General features: G+C 44.2%; 18 protein-coding genes. All 18 read right to left on the bottom strand.

The genetic code is table 11. The features are described from left to right. Position 1: 1 nt before the first annotated feature. Complete coding sequence (gene fliL, locus OCV30_RS04440; protein ID WP_009848547.1) at positions 2-490, bottom strand: flagellar basal body-associated protein FliL; 489 nt, start codon at positions 488-490, stop codon at positions 2-4. A gap of 92 nt (positions 491-582) precedes the next feature. Then, positions 583-2700, bottom strand: coding sequence for a flagellar hook-length control protein FliK (locus tag OCV30_RS04435; protein ID WP_065678594.1), 2118 nt, complete (start codon positions 2698-2700; stop codon positions 583-585). Positions 2701-2882: 182 nt separating this feature from the next. Then, positions 2883-3320, bottom strand: a complete 438-nt coding sequence (gene fliJ / locus OCV30_RS04430) for a flagellar export protein FliJ (RefSeq protein WP_009848549.1) — start codon at positions 3318-3320, stop codon at positions 2883-2885. A 22-nt stretch (positions 3321-3342) separates the two neighbouring features. Continuing rightward, positions 3343-4662 (bottom strand): flagellar protein export ATPase FliI, encoded by a 1320-nt coding sequence (gene fliI / locus OCV30_RS04425; RefSeq protein WP_065678593.1) that lies wholly within the window; start codon positions 4660-4662, stop codon positions 3343-3345. Further along, positions 4662-5462 carry a flagellar assembly protein FliH gene (fliH, locus tag OCV30_RS04420; protein ID WP_017101963.1) on the bottom strand — a complete coding sequence of 267 codons (801 nt, stop codon included), beginning with the start codon at positions 5460-5462 and terminating at the stop codon, positions 4662-4664. Before fliH ends, fliI begins: the two co-directional genes overlap by 1 nt. Positions 5463-5588: 126 nt before the next feature. After that, positions 5589-6647 carry a flagellar motor switch protein FliG gene (gene fliG / locus OCV30_RS04415; protein WP_012603439.1) on the bottom strand — a complete coding sequence of 353 codons (1059 nt, stop codon included), beginning with the start codon at positions 6645-6647 and terminating at the stop codon, positions 5589-5591. Further along, on the bottom strand, positions 6640-8382 hold the full coding sequence (gene fliF / locus OCV30_RS04410) for a flagellar basal-body MS-ring/collar protein FliF (RefSeq protein ID WP_017099171.1): 1743 nt from the start codon (positions 8380-8382) through the stop codon (positions 6640-6642). Before fliF ends, fliG begins: the two co-directional genes overlap by 8 nt. 15 nt (positions 8383-8397) lie before the next feature. Continuing rightward, the gene (fliE, locus tag OCV30_RS04405) at positions 8398-8709 is read right to left on the bottom strand and encodes a flagellar hook-basal body complex protein FliE (RefSeq protein ID WP_009848554.1); all 312 of its coding nucleotides are present in this window, start codon (positions 8707-8709) and stop codon (positions 8398-8400) included. A 132-nt stretch (positions 8710-8841) separates the two neighbouring features. Then, positions 8842-10251, bottom strand: coding sequence for a sigma-54-dependent transcriptional regulator (locus tag OCV30_RS04400; protein WP_009848555.1), 1410 nt, complete (start codon positions 10249-10251; stop codon positions 8842-8844). 33 nt (positions 10252-10284) lie between these two features. Beyond that, the gene (locus tag OCV30_RS04395; RefSeq protein ID WP_065678592.1) at positions 10285-11325 is read right to left on the bottom strand and encodes a sensor histidine kinase; all 1041 of its coding nucleotides are present in this window, start codon (positions 11323-11325) and stop codon (positions 10285-10287) included. A gap of 195 nt (positions 11326-11520) precedes the next feature. Beyond that, positions 11521-12984: a sigma-54 dependent transcriptional regulator gene (locus tag OCV30_RS04390; RefSeq protein ID WP_012603437.1), complete on the bottom strand. Its 1464-nt coding sequence runs from the start codon at positions 12982-12984 to the stop codon at positions 11521-11523. 226 nt (positions 12985-13210) lie between these two features. Beyond that, the gene (fliS, locus tag OCV30_RS04385; protein ID WP_009848558.1) at positions 13211-13621 is read right to left on the bottom strand and encodes a flagellar export chaperone FliS; all 411 of its coding nucleotides are present in this window, start codon (positions 13619-13621) and stop codon (positions 13211-13213) included. Positions 13622-13633: 12 nt separating this feature from the next. Next, a complete protein-coding gene (fliT, locus tag OCV30_RS04380) occupies positions 13634-13939 on the bottom strand; it encodes a flagellar protein FliT (RefSeq protein WP_012603436.1) in 306 nt (101 codons plus the stop codon). Between the two features lie 3 nt (positions 13940-13942). Beyond that, positions 13943-15949 carry a flagellar filament capping protein FliD gene (gene fliD, locus OCV30_RS04375; protein ID WP_370736698.1) on the bottom strand — a complete coding sequence of 669 codons (2007 nt, stop codon included), beginning with the start codon at positions 15947-15949 and terminating at the stop codon, positions 13943-13945. Between the two features lie 70 nt (positions 15950-16019). Further along, positions 16020-16445 (bottom strand): flagellar protein FlaG, encoded by a 426-nt coding sequence (gene flaG / locus OCV30_RS04370; RefSeq protein ID WP_017099166.1) that lies wholly within the window; start codon positions 16443-16445, stop codon positions 16020-16022. Positions 16446-16526: 81 nt separating this feature from the next. Beyond that, positions 16527-17705, bottom strand: coding sequence for a flagellin (locus OCV30_RS04365; RefSeq protein ID WP_009848562.1), 1179 nt, complete (start codon positions 17703-17705; stop codon positions 16527-16529). 780 nt (positions 17706-18485) lie between these two features. Next, the gene (locus OCV30_RS04360; protein WP_009848563.1) at positions 18486-19652 is read right to left on the bottom strand and encodes a flagellin; all 1167 of its coding nucleotides are present in this window, start codon (positions 19650-19652) and stop codon (positions 18486-18488) included. 644 nt (positions 19653-20296) lie between these two features. After that, a complete protein-coding gene (locus tag OCV30_RS04355) occupies positions 20297-21496 on the bottom strand; it encodes a flagellin (protein WP_065678590.1) in 1200 nt (399 codons plus the stop codon). Positions 21497-21759: the final 263 nt, after the last annotated feature.

The raw sequence follows: 21759 nt of genomic DNA, 5'->3' as shown, positions 1-21759 counted from the left end.
CCTATTGAATTACAAAGTCAGTGAATAACACTTTTTCAATTACCGGCTGGCCAACAGCTTGAGTTAAGCTTGCTTTAATATCTTCAGTCGCCTTGTTCCGCAGTTCAACTCTGCCGGCAGGAGATCGTAATTGATCGACCGTCGCCGAAGCAAATGTAGCAAGTAGTGCGCTTTCAACAAGTGGAGAGTGGTATCGAGCGAGAACTTCATTCTTCATACCACGTACCATCAGCTGTACCTTTATCTGAACTAAGCGATCTTTCTTATCGCCCGTAACGTTAAATAAGAAAGCTTGAGGCACATTAACATAGACCACTGGATCTGCACCCATGAGTTGAACCTCAGCTGACGACCCAGCACCCTCAGCCTTATCATCGGAACCCATTAAGAAAAATGCGGCACCACCACCTCCAAGTAACAGCACAACAACCGCGATAGCGATAATGAGGAGCTTACTCTTTCCTTTCGGTGTTTCTTGTTCTTCTGCCATATTCAGCTCTAACTTCCTGTTCTTTCTATTAACTAACTGTTCTTTCTATTAGCTAAGTGTTCTTTCTATTAGCTAAGTGTTTTAGCCTGATACTAGGCATAATAACTAATTCCATCACGCTTTGACGTGACATTCAATTCAAGATTGCTGTTGCTATCAAGGTTTTCATCACCTTGACCATCATTTATACGGTTAGAGCCTGATTGTTGCTCGCCATTATTGTACCTGTCTTGCCCCTGACCAGTATTCTGTTGCTGAACTGAAGACTCAGCAAGCTGCATCCCTTGTTGAGCGAGCATCTCCCTCAAACGAGGTAAGGTTTGTTCAATAACCTCTCTCGCTTGTTGGCTACCGACAGTAAAGTGCACGTTCGCCACATCATTATTCATGGTCATGCGAATTTTCATCTGCCCCAACTCTGGTGGGTCAAGACGGATATCCAAGCTCTTGAGGTTCTTAGACATCATCATTTGGACTTTTTCCGCCACCTGGTCGTTCGCTAACTCTTTAGTGAGTTGCAAAGGTGCCTGTTGAGCCGCTTGAATTTCAGCTCGCGTAGGTGCTGAACCCACCGTAGCTGTACCTTGCGCGCCAGCCGCAGAGGCTATCTGCTGAGCAAAGGTCGAATCTTTAGAATCTTCTTTAGCACCGGCTTTGCCCAAACCAGACAATGCCGCGGCACCTGCGCCCGCTTTAAGAAGCGCATCAGTAGAGCCTGCTTTTGTAGTGACTGGCGCTGCATTCATCGCGATCCCTTGCGCGGTTAAAGCTGGATCCAACGTTGCTTGCTGCTGAGGTGAAGCAACATTAGCTTGTTGAGCGGCTGCATGTGCATTGTTGGCGTGCAGCATTGCTGCCTTATCCGTAAGAGCATTGTTTGTTGATTGAGAAGCGGCCTGCGCTGACACTTGTTGTGCAGCCGTCGCTACAGCTGCTGTTGATGCCGCCGCAGCTAAAGCTTTAGTTTCGCTTGAATCCGTATTATCCCAATCAATAGCAGCGGGTTCACCGGACACACTGTTCGCAGCCGGAGCTTGATTTAGCAAAGCCGTTGCTTGTTGTTGAACGTTAGCAAGCTGTTGATTCAACAGGTCTAAGTTAGAGGTCGCTTTAGCCAAAGCGGCTTGCTCATCAACCGTCAACTTAGCACCACTTTGTTGCTTCTTAAGCAAGCTATCGACAACAGACTGTTCTGATTCGATTTGTCCATTCAATTGTTTTAGTGCTTTGGTATGGGCATCAACCTGCTTGGCGAGTTCAATATCCGCAGCTGAGATCGCTTGGCTCTGTTCGGCCACCGCGGCGCTAGCCGCATTCTTTTGACTCAGCTCTCGGTTCATACTGGCTTCAATTTGTTCTGGAGTGACGCCTTTATCCATCAACTGTCGGATTTCATCATCAGTCAGCTGAGACACAGCCTTACCTCCGGTAAGAACAGCGATTTCAGAATCCACCTCAAGACTATTCTCTTTGATTGCTGCATTCGTGTGTTGTGTCGCCTCATCCGTAACGGAGGCTACTGCAACTGAAGCACCGGAGATATTACCTTGGGCGTTATCTACCTTACCTTGCTGAGGCAAGCCTTTGCCGTTTGGCGCTTGATTTAGAGTTTTGTTTGCCTCATCCAATTGACCAAGCAATTTATTGCCTTCATTCATCGCTGCATTAGCTTGCGATGCTTGCGTAGAGCCATCTACAGCTGATGTACCCTGAGTTTGGGATTGAGCAACCTGTTCTTTAGAATCATTCGTCGTAACCTGCGCATCTTTACCATCCGCCTTATCTGCGACAGTTTTATCAGCGACAGTGCTATCAGTACCCGAATTGGCGTTGAGCTTAGCCTCAGATCCAGACGCAGCCTCTGCAGATGTTTCCTCCGCAGCTTTCTCGCCTTCTACTTCTGAAGCTGCTTGCTTGCTTTGCGCTTCGCTTACTTCGTCAGTAGCCTTTGATTCAGCTGAATCACCTTTGTTCGCTTCGGCTGACGCTTCACCTTCGGTAGAGGCCTGTTTAGCATCAGGTTTCGCGGTGCTTTCTGTGTCTTTTGCTGCGACTTTACTGTCACTTTCTTCAAAGCCTAGTGCTTCTTTGAAAGACTCAAAGAAGCCTTTAGAGTCTCCAGTATCTTCTACCTTTGAAGAGGCAGAACCGGAGTCCAACAACGATGACGTTTTGTTGGTCGCTGAATTTGAGGAAAGACTAACATTCATATATACAAGCTCTATCTACTAGCTTTGCTGCCATGAATCAGACAACAAAAAGAAAGTCGGGTGCTTTTTATGCCTTTGGTGAGCATAACTCGCAATTTGATATAAAACAGAGCAAGAAACATGCCTATAAGTTTTAAGTCTGCCATCTGCAGAGCAACACTTGCGTCATTCGTGAATTAGGTTCAAATCTTCTTTCGGCTATATAACAGAGTCGAGAACTCATCCATTTGCTTTTGCTCTCTTTGATCTTGCAGCTTTGCTTTTTCTTTCTGCTTTTTCTCCATCAACCATTCGTAGGATTTACGCTTTTTTCGTAACTCCATCCAATAGTTTTGGCAGTTATCGACCTGGTTTTTAAAGTGATGCTCCGCTTCTCTCTGCTTAGAGAGCGTTTCATCTAATTGCGTTAAGAAACGGTTTAAGTGACCATATTGGCTAGCCGTTAATCCGGCCTTACCTCGGTCAACAAGTTGCTGGCAGTAATCAAGTCGATATTTTTCAATCTGTTCGACCTGTTCGTAGTAACCCTGCAGCTCGACATTCGCTTGATTCAGCGCCAATACAGCTTGGTTCTCTTGGTCTTTCGCTTGATCGAGAAGAAATTCTAACGCGTTATCCATGATTGACCTTATTCAACACGACCTAACCGCCTAACACATGCTTTAACATGTTGACGCACATGTCATAGGGAACCGTTTCTTTCATTTTCTGTTGTAAGTACTCGTCCAATCTCGGTTTCAAAGTAAAAGCACTGTCGATTGCAGGGTCTGTTCCCGGCTTGTAAGCACCAATCGAGACCAAATCTTGATTTTTCCGGCATATAGACAGCACTTGTCTAACGGCTTTCGACATCAAGACATGTTCTTCGGTGGTGATTTGAGGCATAACACGACTGACGGATTTCTCAACATCAATCGCGGGATAGTGACCAGCATCAGCCATCTCACGAGATAAAACAATGTGACCATCAAGAATCGCTCGCGATGCATCGGCAATAGGGTCTTGTAAATCATCACCTTCTGTTAACACGGTAAAGAAAGCAGTGATAGAACCTTGTTCATCGTTACCATTACCTGCTCTCTCCACCAGCGCAGGAAGCTTGGCAAACACAGACGGCGGATAGCCTTTGGTTGCTGGCGGCTCACCCACAGACAGAGCGATTTCACGCTGCGCCTGAGCGAAACGAGTCAATGAGTCCATCAGTAGTAAAACATCTAGACCTTGGTCTCGGAAATACTCGGCTACAGCCAGTGCGGTTTGACAGCCTTTTAAACGCATCAATGGAGACGAATCCGCAGGAGCGGCGACCACAACAGAACGCTTACGACCATCTTCGCCAAGGATCTCTTCAATAAATTCTTTTACTTCTCGTCCACGCTCACCAATCAACCCCACCACGACCACTTGCGCGGTTGTACCACGAGTCATCATCCCAAGCGTAACCGACTTACCCACACCGGAACCAGCAAACAGACCAATACGCTGACCTTTACCTACCGTCAGCAAGCCGTTTATGGCCTTCAAGCCGACATCGAGCGGTTCAGAAATCGGTTTTCGAGCTAAAGGGTTGATTGGCTCAGCATTAAAGGAAGCGCGTTGTTCGGTATAGATTGGGCCTAGCCCATCAAGTGGATTACCCACCCCGTCGATCACTCGGCCAAGCAATTCCATTCCGACAGGGATACCGCTTTCAGTGGTCACGGGGGTCACACGAGCGCCAGGTAGTATCCCGGTGATTTGTTCACTCGGCATCAAAAACAGGTTATCGCCAGAGAAGCCGACGACTTCGGCTTCCATCTGACCAGACATGGTCTCTACTAAACACAGGCTGCCGATGGGTGCTTTACAGCCGGTCGCTTCAAGCGTTAAGCCAATAACGCGTACTAACTTACCAGAGGCAATTGGTCGCGATTTTAGCCCCTCGACTTTGTATTGGCTAAGACGGTTCGCTAACTCAAGCATTACTCATGACCTTGATGACGGTTTACACCACAGAAGCTTTGAATGACGTTCTTCACGCGCTCTTCCATACGGTAGTTAACACTCGATTCACCCGCTTCAATTTGTACGTCGCCGCGATTGAGTGCAGGCTCTGATACCAACGTCCAATTACGAGAGTCCAATTCCGTTTCGCCATACGCTGAGCGTATTATTGCAACGTCTTCAGGGTTTAGCTTCAATGTGATCGCGTGACCTGAAATTGGCAATGACTCTACCGATTCTTTCACGGTATCTAGTATGATTTGTGGGTTGGTTTGCACTTCAACATGAACCACTTCTTTGACCATAGTCAGCACCATGTCCACCAGTTGCTTCTCTACCTGAGCATTCATCAGCTCTAATGGCTGAGCGAACTGGTTGGCTAGCCCCATAAAGATGGCGACTTGCTGCTGAATGTACTCTTGACCAGCAGTAACGCCTTCAAGTTTGCCGGCTTCGTTACCCTCTTCGTGACCTGCGGCAAACCCTTCTTCTTTACCTTTTTCATAGCCTTGTTTGAAGCCGGCTTCTTGACCTTGGTGCAACCCTTCTTGATAAGCGCCCTGCTTGATCAGGTCGATTTGCTCTTCCGTTAGAACCAGCTCTTCGTCTTCAATGGCTTCTTCAACCGTTGGCATCCAGCCAGGATCGTAGTTAAAAGCCGTTTCTTTAGCTTGTTTGTTCACATCAGAGGTATAGTCAGGCAGCCCCCATTTCTGAGGTTGGGCAACCGTATTATCTTCTTCAGGGCGAAGGAAACCGCGTTTTCTATCACCTGACATATCAGTACCTATCTATGAGTTCGTCCAACTGCGTTGTAGATTCAAGCAATTACACGGTAGTTAATCTGTGGTTTGAGGTTGGATAAAGAAAAGCCCCAACAATGTGGGACTCTTGAGGTTTCTGTATTAAAGGAACTCGTCGGCGCCACCAGACAGCATAATCTCGCCACTGTCTGCCATCTTCCTCGCAATACCCAAGATCTCTTTCTGAGCCGCTTCTACATCAGAGACTTTAACTGGCGGCATCGCCTCAATATCGTCTCTCATCATATCAGCTGCACGCGTAGACATATTCTTGAAGATCTTCTCACGTAGGCTTTCATCAGCACCTTTAAGCGCTTTCTGTAGAACGTCTTGTGGAACATCACGCAGCAATCGCTGAACACCTTGGTCATCAACTTCAATAAGGTTTTCAAAGACAAACATAAGATCTTGGATCTGTGTTGCCATGTCTTCGTCTTGATCTCGAATTTGCCCCATCAAGATGCCTTCTACATTATTGTCCATGTAGTTCATAATCTCAGCAGCGGCTTTCAGGCCACCAATTTTGGCAGCTTGAGCACCCGCTTGACCCGCAAACTGTTTCTCCATGATTTCATTCAATTCAGCGAGAGCTGAAGGCTGAACTTCTTCAAGGTTAGCAATACGCATCATCAAATCAAGACGAACACGCTCAGGGAATTGAGACAAGATCTCCGCAGACTGATCCGATTCCAAGTAAGAAAGTACGATCGTTTGAATCTGTGGGTGCTCGTTAATGATGATGCTTGCCACCTGACGAGGGTCCATCCACTTAAGAGAATCCAAACCTTTGGAACCGGTACCCAGAAGGATTTGATCAACAAGGTTATTCGCCTTATCTTCACCTAGAGCAGCCACCAACGCATTACGCATGAAGTCTTCACTGCCCATACCGATGTTGGTGTACTTCTGAATATCATCTAAGAAAGCGCGGTGCACAGCACCTACTTTTTCTTGAGACCAATCCGTTGAACGTGCCATTGCACTACCAACACGCTGAACCTGTTTAGGTTCTAGATGGCGAATGATACCCGCAGCATCTTCTTCACTTAAACTTAGCAACAAGATCGCAGCGCGCTCTTCGCCTGAGATAGACTCGATATCGACACTTGCGACATCAAGCTCACCACCTTCTGCTTGTTGTGGAACAATTTCGTTAGCCATCTGCCACCCAATTCTTAACTACTTGAGCTGCTAGCTCTGGTTCATTCGCTACAAGTGCACGTACTGCTTTCAGTACGTCCTCATCTTTGTGAAGGTTAGGTAGGTCGATACTTGAACCAAATTCAAATAACTCACCACCTTCAATATCACCACCAATTAAACTGGTTTCGCCGTCAGCACCAATTGGCATGCCGTCGGGTCCGTACATTTGATCGTCATCGTCTGCTGCTGGGTTAAGCAGTTTTTTCATTGCAGGGCGAACCAGCACCAATACGACAACAATAATAACCAACGCACTCGCAAACCAGCGAACCCAATCATTAAAGTGTTGATGCTCCCAAATTGGTACGTCAGCAACAATATCCGTTACTTGAGGTGCAAATTGCATGCTTAAAACATTGAGTAAATCACCGCGGTTTTCATCAAAACCCACAGTTCCAATCAATACCTGACGTATCGCGTTAATTTCGCTTGCTGGAATTGGGGTGTGAACCACTTCTCCCGTATCAGGGTTCAATGATTGGCGATCTTTGATTGCAACAGATACGGTCTGACGATTAACCGTGCCGCTCTGTTTTCGCTCATGACTAATGGTAGTATCCAGCTCAAAGTTGCGCGTCGCTTCTTTGTGAACCGAACCTTGCCCCATCATCGTACCATCTTTCATCTGAGCCACATCCTGAGGAATCGAAGCATCAGCAGGAGGCTGGTTACTCAAAGCCCCTGGAATACCAGCCACAACGTTGCCGTTATTATAATCTTCTAATGTGTATTCACTTCGGGTTGCTGGAGTATTCGGATCAAAACGCTTTCTTGTTTGTTCCACAGCACTAAAGTCGAGTTGAATATCAACCTGAGCCGTGTAGTTACCAAAGCCAAGAATCGGAATCAAAATAGAGTCAATTTTTTCACGTAGCGCTTGCTCTTGATTACGCTCTAACTCGTGCTCTTTTCGGCGTGCCGCTGACATCGGATCCTGAGATCCAGAGCTCAAAAGTCGGCCATGCTGGTCGGTCACCGTAATTCGCGAAGTTTTCATCCCCGGAACGGCACTGGCCACCATGTCCACAACAGAATCAACTTCTTGCTGCTTGAGGTTCGTCCCCGTTTTAAGTGTCAGGAATACTGAGGCAGAGGCTTCTTGATTGTGACGAACAAAGACACTTTGCTTAGGTAAGGCAAGTAAAACTTGAGCTTTACGTACCTGCTTCATCTGTTCAATAGCTTTAGCAAGCTGTCTTTCACGGCTTAGTTTCAGGCGCTCTTTCTCTAAACGTTGTGATACACCGAAACCCATGTCTTGCATGAGGATATCATCACCGGTGTTTCGCTCTTGGTTCAAACCCGCTCGAACCATATTTAGCTTTAATGAGTTATATTCACTCGCTGGTACCGAGATGGTATTCCCTTCAAGAGAGTACTCAATCTTCTGCGTATCCAAATAATCAAGAACCGGGATCAACTCTTCTGTTTCGTAAGCCCCTAATGGACGCATTTCTGGCTCTTTCACCCAGAAAAACAGCATTACAATAAGCGCTACACAGATCGAGATAGAAAGAACTAAGACGACTTGACGAAGCAAATCGAGATCACCGACGGCCATATCAAACTTAGATGAACTGCGCTCACCTAAATCGGTATTTTGCCCTTCGCCATCTAGATCAGAACTTGCAATAAGTGCGTGGTCGTTGCTATCGCTTACGGTTAAATCTGTTGTTTGACTGTTATCTGCCACTATCTACTACCCAACTTATACCGGCATGTTCATCAGCTCTTTGTACGATTCGACCAATTTATTTCTAATTTGGATCGTCGCTTCAAAAGCCACACTAGATTTATTACGAGCAATCATCACGTCAGATAAAGACACGCTTTGATCGCCACTGTCAAAACGAGTTTGAAGATTACCAGAGGTCTTTTGTAATGAGTTCACATTATTGATGGCATTAGTCAGCATGTTGCCAAAATCTGCACCAACCGCTTGGCCCGTTGCAGCAGGACGCGTGCTGGCAGCTTCAACCATCATTGCCTGCATTTCGCCTTGTAAACCATCTATTCTCATTTACTACCTCAGGAGTCAAAATTATGACTATCTATTTAGCTTTATTATTGACAGAGCAATTAACGTGCCATGCATCAATTTGACTAGCTATCGTAATACACTAGTCAGAAAGCTGACACTACTAATTTATGTTCAATTTGGAATATCTATTCCAGCATCACGCATTTTCGCTAATTTGTAACGCAATGTACGAGGGCTAATGCCTAGCTTTTCAGCCATATCTTTACGTCGACCATGACAAGCAATCAATGTTTCGAGAATGATCGCATACTCTTGATCTCTAAGTTCATTTCCAAGCCCTTCGCTACCTGCCACGACTTTATTGATAGGATTCGCTTCAGCAATCGGCTTAATTTCTGGCGCTGCAACACTGTTCCCTTCAACGATCTGTTGTAGTCCAGTTGCGTCTTGCCAGTCAACACCTTCAAGTAAAATATGTTCGCCTGAAATATTTTCTTGCTCACTCAAAATTAGAGCGCGCTGCACGACATTATCCAGTTCACGTACATTTCCCGGCCACGGATAATTGACGAGTTTACTAATGGCTTGCTCAGACAGAACAGGAACAGGCATTCCTAGTTTGGTGCAATGACGTTCCACCAAATGTTTCGCAAGCGGCGCAATATCGCCTTTACGTTCACACAGCGCTGGCCAAGTAATTGGAAATACATTCAGTCGGTAGTATAAATCTTCACGGAAATTCCCTTCAGAAACATACTGTTTTAGGTCGCGGTTACTGGTTGCTAGAACACGGACATCCAATTTGATGCTCTTACGGCTACCAAGACGTTCAACTTCGCGCTCTTGCAACACTCGCAGCAGTTTCGCTTGTAGGCTGAGATCCATTTCGCTGATCTCATCCAACAAAATAGTACCGCCTTGAGCTTGCTCAAATTTACCCGGACAAGCTTGAATCGCACCGGTGAACGCACCTTTATCGTAGCCAAACAGTGTTGCTTCCAACATATTGTCTGGAATCGCGGCACAGTTAATCGCAACAAACGGACCGTCTTTACGGCTCGAAGCGTTATGAATATAGCGAGACATGACCTCTTTACCAGAGCCACTTGGCCCTAGCACCATCACGTTGGCATCGGTTTTAGCCACCTTGTCAGCCAGCATCATTAGTTTGATACTTTTCTCATCGGCAACAATAGCATCGCCATTGTCATCCGACTTTACGGGAGCGTAACGGCTCACCATGTTTAACAGCACTTCTGGCGCAAATGGCTTTGCCATGTAGTCGATAGCGCCTTCTTTCATTGCCGCGACCGCATCTTCAATGTTGGCATAGGCCGTCATCAATAGAACCGGAAGATTTGGCCAATGCTGCTTGATGTTTCTTAGCAATGCTAAACCGCCCATACCGGCCATCTGAACATCAGAGACAACGATATCAACAGAGTTTGATTTCAATTTTACCAGAGCATCTTCCGCACAATCCGCTTCCAGCCATTCGTAACCAGCAAGCGCGAGTGTATCGACAAGGGCTTCGCGTAGACCTTCATCATCTTCGACGATTAACACTTTGCTTTGAGCCATAGGATTCTCCAGTGTAAATTCAGTTAAAACTTATTAGCCTTCAGAAGAAGAGCTTCTTTCCAACGGTAGACACATGGTAAAGCATGCGCCATCACCCTCTTCTGATATCAATTCCAGTCGACCTTCATGTGCCCGGCATACCATTTGTACAACCGCTAAACCTAGACCTGTGCCTTGAGAACGAGTGGTAAAGAAGGGTTCCATAATTTTACCTTGAAGTTCTTTAGGCACACCGGGGCCACTGTCTTGTACTGATATCTTAAGTTCACCGTTTACGGGTCTAAAAAACACATCAATCTGCGATTTCTTACCAGCAATTTGAACCGCGTTCAAAACTAGGTTACTTAAAGCAGAAGCGATAGCATTGGCGTTACCAAACATTTGAGTCTTTTCATCTTCAACTTCCTGACAATAGTCAATCTGGTTGCTTTTTAACGCCGCCTCCACCATAGGATGAAACTCAATGATGAGTTCCGCGATAGTGAATGGCTTAACCACCTTATTGTCGCCACCTTTGGCAAACAACAGCATGTCATTCACTTGTTTCTCTAGATCATGCAACCTATCCATCAGCTTAGATTGAAAACGCGTTTTTGTTGCCGGCGGCAAATTTGGCGCGGCAAGGTTTGATGCATACAGCATCGCACTAGAAAGCGGCGTGCGAACCTGATGGGCAAGCGAAGCGACCATTCTACCAAGTGAAGATAAGCGCTGAAGATCGCTCACACGAGACTGCAGCAGGCGAGTTTCTGTCAGGTCTGTAATCAAAATAAGCTGACCTGTAGTCGAGGCTGAAATCGCTAAGCGCACTTTTCGCCCATTCTTCAATGAGATCTCATGCCCATCATCGTCCCTTGGTTCAAAGGCATTTTGTATTACCGAAAACCATTTCTCGCCAACCAGCTCAACCCCGAGAATACGGTGTGCTTCAGGATTCGCTTCTCTCACTTCACCATGCGTATCTAACAAGATAACCCCCGCAGGCATAACATCGAGCACTTGCTTATAGCGCTCAACCTGTTGCTCAACAGAATCTAGATGTGATTGATTTTCTGGTTCGTTAGATAGATGCATGTCAAAAATTTGCCTCAAATACTAAAACAGCCTGACATGTACAACACAAGTCAGGCTATTTGCTATATTTATCACATAGTTAAGCAAGCAACAACTCGACTATGGTTTATCTGTTCGTTTAGCTAAAGTTGCTAAAAAGCTAAAAAGCTAAAAAGCTAAAGTGTGTGCTAGTTTTCGTTTTCATCGAAATAGGCACTAACGCTGCAAGTTATATTTACGCATTTTTTCGACCAGAGTGGTTCTGCGCATTCCAAGCATATCAGCAGCGCGAGCAACAATACCGCCCTGAGCCTCCAACGCTTGATTGATCATATTCACTTCCATATCAGCGAGTAGTTCTTTCAAGTTAACCCCTTCAGCGGGTAAATCTTGAGGTGCGTTCGCATTGTCAGCAAGCTCATCGTGCTGCTCAAAACTGAAGTCTTCCGAGAACAAGTCAGAAAGAGCATCTCGCTCTTGCTCTTCCTCTGATGCAAAATTATTAAACTCTGGCTGAAACTCTGGGATATCACTGTATCTATATTTAGTTGGTAGATGATTCACATCAACCAAGCTATTTGGATATAAAATAACCATTCGCTCAACTAAATTAGCTAACTCACGTACGTTGCCCGGCCAGCAATGCTCCATCAAAGAGTTGATTGCACGGGGAGTAAAACAGATTGGCATGCCACCTTCAGCTTCCATTCTGGTCATCAACTCCTGAAGCAATAGGGGAACATCTTCTTTTCGCTCCTGAAGCGATGGCATTTCAATTGGGAAAACGTTCAAGCGATAGTAAAGATCTTCACGGAACAAATCATCTTCGATCATATTTTCAAGATTGCGGTGTGTTGCCGCAATCACTCGAACATCAGCTTGAATGGTACTATTGCCACCTACACGTTCAAAACTGCGTTCTTGTAAAACGCGAAGCAACTTAACTTGCATCGCCATTGGCATATCACCAATTTCATCCAGAAACAGTGTACCACCTTCAGCCAACTCAAAACGGCCTTTACGTGCGGTAATTGCACCAGTAAACGCGCCCTTCTCATGACCAAACAGTTCACTTTCGAGCAAGTCTGGCGGTATAGCGCCACAGTTTACGGGAACGAAAGGTCCTGAACGACGTTTAGAATGATAGTGAACATTACGTGCTACAACTTCTTTGCCCGTGCCTGACTCACCAAGAATCAATACGTTTGCTTCAGTAGAAGAGACTTGTTCAATCAAGTGACGAACTTCTTGGATACCAACACTCTGCCCAACTAGACTACGAAAAAGCGTGTTCTTACGCGCTGAAGGTAAAATTTGAACGCCTTTACGGCCTAAGAAGTCTTTACAGTGTCTCAGTGCATCACTTAATTGCGGGTAGTTAAGAGGAAGTTCGAGTTCACCAACAAAGTTAGTAAGTTCCTCAACCGGGTAATCGTTTTTGCCAATCACCAGTAAAGGGATGTGATTAACATGAACAAGCTTTTCATTCAGTAATGCGAAGCCTTTGGCTTTAATTGAACCAATGATGCAACCGGCCCACTGTAGGGACCAGTCAACTTTGTGTGCTTGTTCAGAGCTGATTACTTCGCAGCTCTCTCCTACAAACTCTAATATTGTGCTTAAATTGTGACGATTTTGAGCGTTATCATCGACGACAAGCAGTTTTGCCAAACCTTGCATAAGTAGGAATTATTGCCTTTATTTTGGTGCGATGCGGAAATTGGTAAGCGACGTAAGAGACAAAACAGAGAAAATATCAATGATTATGATCTACGTGGACAAATCTAGGAAACCAGCAACGAAAAAAGCCATTAGGCTATCTAATGGCTTCTATTTTATTTGATTATAAAAATAAGGCAACCAAGCAATTCAGAGATATGCGATTGGTTTAAACTGGGATGTTTCTTTAAATACCAACATCCGCAGACGTTAAATTGTGATATTCATTCGGAATTTGGTCCCAAGCGCTCTTAATTTCGCGGATAATATCGATAACATCATCAATTGGCTGAGGATCATTTTTGTGATTTGCAGCAGAAATTTGCGTGATCATAAACTCATAAAGTTGATCTAGATTTTTCGCAATGTCGCCACCATCGGACATTGATAGGCAACTACGCAGGCTAATAATGATATCTAGAGCCTTACTCAGTCGCTCACCTTTCACCGGGATGTTGCCCGCTTGCATTGCCGCTTTACCTTGAATTAAGCGCTCGATAGCACCAGCCATTAGCATCTGAACAATTTTATGCGGTGAGGCAGCTGTTAGCTGGCTATCCACTGATACCTTTTTATATGCCTGTAAAGAACCGCGCATAGTAAACCTCTTCTATAAAAACTTTTTGTATTGTTGAACTGATTTGGCACCATGTCGGTATTTATGTAAGCTTTTACCTACTAGACCAGTCTCAGACTGCATCAGTTCGACCAATTGTCTTGTTCTCGAAATGGCTTCAAACCACTCGGAGCTTTGCTTAACGTCGGGATATGAATCGATTAATTGAAGCACGTTTTGCAATAACTGTTCTCTGTTATCGACAAGATGCACGATTTCTTCAGCATTAATTTCACTAAATTCGAGCTTAGACATAATTAATTGATCGAGCTCACAAAGCTCTTGAAGCAGTTTGCTCATCTATTAGCCCATTGCACTCATCATGCTGCCTAACTGAGATTGCATCTTGCTGGTCGCATCCTGCATAGCAGTGAACTTGGAGTGCGTGCGATTCTGCAGGCTATCCATACGGCGATCGAGTGCGACTTGGTCATCAACCAACCGATAGTTTTGTTCGACCAAGCTCTTCTCTCTCGTACGGATAGAACCGGTAACACCAGTAATCCCTTGAATCGCATCTTCGACTTTTTTAGCGAAGCCATTGTTACCACCAAAGAACTCACCCAACTTATCAAAGTGATTGTTGAGTTGACGGTCAAGCATATCGTAATTGATTTCTAACGAGCCTTGTCTTGTGGTGGTGATGCCAAATTCAGTCAAAGACTTTAGATTGTCTGGCGCGTCTTCAATACTTGATGAGAACACACCTTTCAATCGTGAATCTGCACTACGTACTGTACTGTCGCCAGAGAGAGGGCCTTTTTGACCAGTCAGTGGATCTACGCCCGCTAAATCTTTAGATACTTGGTAAAACTGATTATAAGAGTTAACAAAAGCTTCAATATCTTCACGAACACGATTACGGTCGTACTCAACACCAATCTCTGCTGGCGGCTTATCTTGAGGGGTTTTACCTTTAACCGTAATATCAATACCTTCAACGGCATCTTCAATCACATTGTTATTGCTAGAGAGCTGAGCAATGCCGTCTAGAACAACCATAGAATTTTGTCCTGCTTGCACTTCAGTCATACCGCTGTATTGGTCAAAAGACTGTTGAGCTAGCGCAAGGTCAGCTTGAGCTTTATCAACCTTCTCTAAGTGTGCTCGTTCTGCTGGAGATAATTTAGCTCTCTCTAATTGCTGAGCCTGCAGTGGGGTTAGTTCACCTCTTTCAACTCTCTTCGCTAACTCAGAACGTTCATCAACCAATTTACTTTCTATTCTGGCTTTCTCGGCATCGAGTTTCTGCTGTGCCTCTTTGGGAGTAACATAAGAATCCGTCAACGTACCAGCGGCAGTATTTGACCACCCTGGAATATCAGCTGCTTTCTCTATGGCTTTTTCGTCAAGCTCAAGTTCAGGCCTAAAAAAAGAATCGAGTAATGTACCTGAAGCGGTATTGTTCCACCCAGGGATTGTATCTTCTGGCATCCCTGAAGCCGCTAAAGCTGCCGCATCTAGCGCCTTCTGACCAGCCATTGCCGCAGCTTGACCATAAGTTAAATTGTCACGGTCAAATTCAGCGAAAGGATCTTCGGGTTCAACGACGGGTTCCGATTTTCTTTCATAAATAGGATTACCGTTTACATCAAATATAGTGTTTCCGTTAGCGTCTCGCAGAGGAACAGCGAAGCCGTCTGGAATAGGGTTACCGTCGGCATCCAATTTGGGAGGGGCATCAGCCAAGACGCCTTGCGCTACTGAGCGAGCATCTTCTAAGGCTTTCAGTCTTTCCGATAGGGTTTTATATTCTAATTTTTTTAGAGGGTTGTTATCTTCAGAGTCAACGTGGAGTTTTATTTGATTGTCTTCACCAGACATATTTGAAGCGAGGACTAACCGTGGTCCTTCTTTATCATTAATAATAGAAGCTCGAACACCCGGATTATCCCCGGCACTGTTAATTGCTCTAACAACATCACGCAGTTTTGAGTTAGCACTAACTTGTGTCTCGAAGCTCTCTTTACCAAGCGAAACCTGCAGCTTACCTGGGCCAAATTTCATGTCCTCTGATAGTACATCAGAAGCCACTTTATGGCTCTGGGCAAGCTGCAACACATCGATGGCATATTTGCCAGCGATCGCTTCGGTAGTCGCGGTTGCAGAGACAAGACCTTCATCAGAGCTTTCTACTGTTCGCACAGCGAAAGCTTTGTCCTGGCGAAAGCTTGTCATCAGATTTTTCATCGAATCAAGGGACTCTCTGAGTCTTCCATAGGCACTAATGCTGGTGTCGATTCGCGTTCGTTCATTGTTGATTTGTTGCTGTTTAGGCACACGCTCCGAATCAACAATTTTGCTGACCATGGAATTGATATCCATGCCAGACGAAATCCCCATTGGGCCAAAACTCATTAAACCACCTCAATAATACGACTTAAACCTTAGCCTCCAATATTCCACTATTCGAGGTTTGGGCTGCTAGGCGCCTTAGAATTTCGAGCATTTCTTCATCGGGAATTTGGCGAATAATATCGCCCGTTGTGGTCTCATAAATGGTAACCACATCTCTCCCAGTCTCTTCATCAACCTTAAAAGCAACACCCTTGTTGAGAGAAGATATAAATTCGTTTACCTTCTCCACCATTTTGACTCGCTCCGCATCATTTAACTCTTGTCTATGTTGAGCTAATTTAATCGCCGCTTCGGTAGCCATCTCTTTCGATTTTTCTACCTTGTCATAAGATGTTGTTTCTTTCGGTTGTAAAGTACTCGACGCACTACTACCTTTATCGCTTGCAAATTTAATGCCATTAGGTGAGCCATAAGGCTGGATGTTCGATGCGTTAGATAATATTTCCATAACACTCTCCCTCCCAACTTTATGAGCCTAACAGTAAAACTCTACCTACAGTAGAGTTTACCGTTACTTACTGAAGTAAGTTTAGCCCAATAAGCTTAAAGCTGCTGATGGTGATTGTTTTGCTTGAGCTAAAATAGAAGTACTCGCTTGTTGTAAGATTTGAGACTTCGTCATTGCCGTTGTTTCTTTTGCGTAATCAGTATCTTTGATTCGGCTCTTAGACGCATTAACGTTTTCGTTAATATTTTCTAAGTTGCTGATTGCGTGGTCAAAACGGTTTTGGAATGCACCAAGAGAGGCACGATTACTGTCTACTGCCTTTAAGGCACCGTCAATAATAGATACAGCGTTGTTTGAACCTGCAACAGAAGTTACATCAATGTCGTTAACAGTAACATCCGTTACAATAGCCTTGCTGCTGCCAGGAATCTCTTTACCTTCTGCATCTTTACCAGAGCCAAGACCTAGCTCTTCAGCAAGAGAGCCGCCAAACTCAACATTACCATCAACTTTTTGGCTTGAAGCGAAGAGTTGCAATTTACCGCCTTCACCTACCGAAGCTTGAACATCCGGGCTTTGACCGTTTAGGTAAGTGGCAAGTTCTTCCATGTCATTACCTTTTTTCGCAGTAATCGACAGATCTTGAACGTCACCAAACTGATCTTGGTACTTCATCGTTAGGACAGAATCTTCACCTACGCGCCAAGACGTATCTTTCCCCTCAGCAACGCTATAACTCTTACCGCCCATCGCTTCAGTATCTGTACGCATATTATTCATTGTCAGCATTACTGCTTCACCAGAATCTGCACCAATTTGGAAAGATTGACTACCGAAAGTTCCGTTCAAAAGCTTATTACCACCAAAAGAGGTCGTTTCAGCAATACGGTTAAGCTCAGTGTTTAGAGCAGAGACTTCTTCTTGAATTGCAACACGTTCAGATTTCGTGTTTGAACCATTTGAAGATTGAAGAGAAAGGTCACGCATTCGTTGCAGGATATTGGTTGACTCATTCATTGCACCTTCAGCTGTCTGTGCAATAGAGATACCATCGTTCGCGTTTTTTACAGCCATATCTAGGCCACGACTTTGCGACGTTAAGCGGTTAGAGATTTGTAGGCCTGCAGCATCATCTTTTGCGCTATTGATTTTATAGCCAGAAGACAAACGCTCCATTGATTTTTGAGTACCTTCAGCCGCACTATTTAGGTAGCGCTGAGCCGTCATTGCAGACACATTTGTGCTTACATTAATCGCCATAGTTGATCTCCTTTAGGCATTTTTTCATGCACTTATGTGACTCTCACCTCACAAAAACACATGTTATTTTGTTTTATATACCAGTGTCTCTCTCACCTTACATTGGTACATATCATTTCTCTCAATCCCTTTAACGGCCCCTTAACTAGAAGCTTTAATAAAAAATGCATTTTTTTTCGTATTATTTTCAATGTTAAAAAAAACGTGAAGTAGATCAATTAATCTCACGACATCTTTTAAAGCCGAATTTATACCAATCACAGTAAGTAAGTGAGTAGAAATAGCGCAGAAAAAAGGCTGAGAAAAGGTAGGTTTTTTCGATAAGTAGTTATTCTACAATCAAAAATTCTAACGTCGTTATCGAGTTTTTTAGCAAGCTAGGGTGATAAGTTATTTACTACGATCGGTATTAACACTATGTGTATCAATATCCATCAGAACATTGATATAAGAAAAGATTCCTGATACCTCGCTCTGCTCGGTTCTGGAATGACGAAAGGCTACTTCGCTACAATAAGCGATAAGCGCTTAAATCAGCATTTCCCGACTCGGTCATTCCCTACAGTGAGGAACGAACGTGATAGAGGGTCTCGCGTTTTTGCTCTTTTAAGCATTACGGCACTTTTTCCAAATTCACCCTAGCCAAATAGCAGGCAATAAAAAACCCAGCCGAAGCTGGGTTTATTTAGCGCTCATCTCTCACCACGAGCTAATTTGTGGAAGCCTAACATTGACGATTATAAACAATAATGCACATGGTCAATGTGGCCTTTCAACCGATTAACCTAGTAGGCTAAGTGCCGAGTTCGGAGCTTGCTTCGCTTGAGCAAGAATCGAGCTTGAAGCTTGAGAAAGGATCTGAGATTTAGTCATCTGAGTCGTTTCTTTAGCGAAATCGGTATCTTTGATACGGCTCTTAGATGCATTAACGTTTTCGTTGATGTTGTCTAAGTTGTTAATTGCGTGGTCGAAACGGTTTTGGAAAGCACCAAGCTCAGAACGGTGGCTATCTACATATTTAAGTGCAGCATCGATAACAGCGACAGATTCTTGAGCGCCACCAACAGACGTTACGTCGATACTATCAACCGTAACTTGCTTAGCCTCTAGCGTTTTTGGGTCTTCAGGTTTAGCACCTGCTGTCATACCTAGTTCATCTGATAAAGCACCAGAAAATGCAATTTCCCCATCAACTTTGTTGTTACCAGCGAAGATTTGCAGTTTACCTTCTTCATCAATTGACGCTTTTACTAGGTCTTGTTGACCGTTAATGTAAGTCGCTAGCTCTTCGATATCATCGCCTGCTTTAGCAGAGATGTTGATTTCTCGTTGGTCACCGAAGCTATCTTTTAATGACATGGTTAAGTCATTAGCACCAGCTGTTACACCCCAATCTTTACCTTTAGCTTCTGTAAATTGGTAGCTGTTGCCGCCCATTTGGTCGTTATCAGAACGCATGTCTTTCAGCTGAAGCATTACTGCCTCACCATTGTCTGCACCAATTTGGAATGACTTAGTACCGTGAGTACCGTTAAGCAGCTTGTTGCCACCAAAAGAGGTAGTTTCAGCGATACGATTCAATTCATCGTTAAGCGCCGTTACTTCTTCTTGGATTGCTACACGGTCAGCTTTTGTATTTGAACCGTTTGTTGATTGCAGAGACAAATCACGCATACGTTGTAGAATGTTTGATGTTTCATTCATCGCACCTTCTGCCGTTTGAGCGATAGAGATACCATCGTTCGCGTTACGTACAGCAACATCAAGACCACGACTCTGAACGTTCAAACGGTTCGAAATTTGTAGGCCAGCAGCGTCATCTTTTGCGCTGTTGATTTTAGAGCCTGAAGATAGGCGTTCCATTGATGTTTGTTGAGCGCTGTTTGCACTGTTTAGGTAACGTTGTGCTGTCATTGCTGAAACGTTAGTATTTACATTCACTGCCATGGTGATTTCTCCAATTGATTTTCCGGTATAGCGGTTTCCGACGTCTCGGAAAACCAAGTAGTTATCTCTAAGTTACTTTTAATAACGGCTCAAAATTCAGAAGCTTTAGAAAAACTTTCAAAAAACCACAAATTAAATATTAAAATCATATTTATCATACACTTAAAATATAACACTTTCTATAACAGTGGCAGTCTTCAATTGAGAATGCATTTAAAAAGTGTTTAAAAAACACACTAATCACTATTTGAGTTACCCAATGTCGAGAAATGAATAGTCGCCAAAGAGTTCAGATTGGTATGCTTCTTATACAAAGAGTTGAGTTGTTTGTCGTGAAACAGGTAAGTGAGATCGAGGTTTTACGGATTTGAAAGGTAAACTAGACGATCTAAAAGAAAAAAGTGTAGAAATAGAAAGGAAAAAGCCCCTTTTCCTGTGAAGGAACCGGGGCTAGTTGGCGTGTCAGAGCCTGTGCGGAGATCATCGAGAAATGAACACATTTCCGACGCGCCGTTGCATTCTTACCGTAAAAATGGATAGCAGGTGAGAGATGAGAGAGCTAAACACCCAATAGTAAGTATGCTTGCCAGTATCCCTCGCTAAGCGGTTCACGTCTGAACACGAATAGCGAGTTCAACCAATAACTATTGCAATAGTGATATTGCAGAGTTAGGCAACTGTTTTGCTTGAGCAAGTATTGATGTACCAGCTTGTTGCAGAATTTGAGCTTTGGTCATTTGCGTTGTCTCTTTCGCAAAGTCCGTATCTTTGATTCGGCTGTTTGAAGCGTCTACGTTCTCTTGAACGTTTGCCAAGTTATTAATACTGTGGCTTAGACGGTTTTGTTTCGCACCCAAATCAGCACGCTGTGAATCAACGTACTGCATTGCAGAGTCGATGACACTGATTGCGTTTTGTGAACCTGCTACAGTATTCAAATCGATATCTTGAACTAATGTCGTTCGACCTACAGCAGGAGCAGGTACAACTTTGCCATCCGCCGTAGTTGTGGTTTCCTGGCCTTCAGGAGCATCAATTTTGAAACCAAGTTCGGAAGCTAAACCACCCGAGATTCTCATCTCACCATCTAAATCTGGCTCAGCAACAAATACCTGCAGGCGTCCTTCATCGGTAACCGACGCATTAATCAAATCAGATTGACCATTTATGTAGGTGGCTAGTTCTTCGATATCGTCGCCTGCTTTAGCGCTTATATCTATAGCAACCTCTTCACCCGCTTTGGTTTTGAATTCAAACTTAAGATCTTTGGCTTCTAGTGGTACTTCCCAGCTTTTATCTTTAGCGTTTTCAGTGTCGAATGTTGTTCCACCCATACGGAAATCATCCGCTCGGATACTCGTCAGCGCCATGATCATCGCTTCACCAGAATTTGAACCAATCTGGAATGAAGCTTCACCAAATGAGCCATTCAACAAACGGCGGCCACCGAAAGCCGTGGTCTCTGCGATACGGTTAAGCTCATCTTGAAGAGCCATAGTCTCTTCGTTTAGTGCTTGACGCTCTGCCGGAGAGTTGGTGCCGTTTGATGACTGAATCGCTAGATCACGCATACGTTGTAGTATGTTCGTTGATTCGTTCATCGCGCCTTCTGCTGTTTGAGCAATAGAAATGCCATCATTTGCATTACGCATTGCTACATCAAGACCACGAGATTGGGCTGTCAAACGGTTTGAAATTTGCAGACCAGCCGCATCATCTTTTGCACTATTGATCTTGTGACCTGATGACAAGCGCTCCATAGAAGTCGCTAGTTCATTAGATGATTTATTCAAGTATCGTTGTGCTGTCATAGCAGATACGTTAGTGCTTACATTAATAGCCATATTGCTCTCCTTATGAGTTCGCAAACTTTCTGCGAAGCGGCCAGCTTTACTCTCATATGGATAAGCACTGACCGTGTATTACGCGATAAACCCTAGATAAGGTTTAAGATCTGTATTAATCATTTATGACAAATACAAAAGCATGTTATGTGCCAACTTTTTAAACCAATCACAATAATTTAAAAAATCACAATAAAACAGAGACTTAATTACAAGCCACCATAAGTAACAATTGAATTAAGTCGAGAATATAAGAGATTAAT

This window comes from Vibrio atlanticus (assembly GCF_024347315.1).
Lineage (GTDB): Bacteria > Pseudomonadota > Gammaproteobacteria > Enterobacterales > Vibrionaceae > Vibrio > Vibrio atlanticus.
This window is presented reverse-complemented; position numbering and strand designations above follow the sequence as displayed.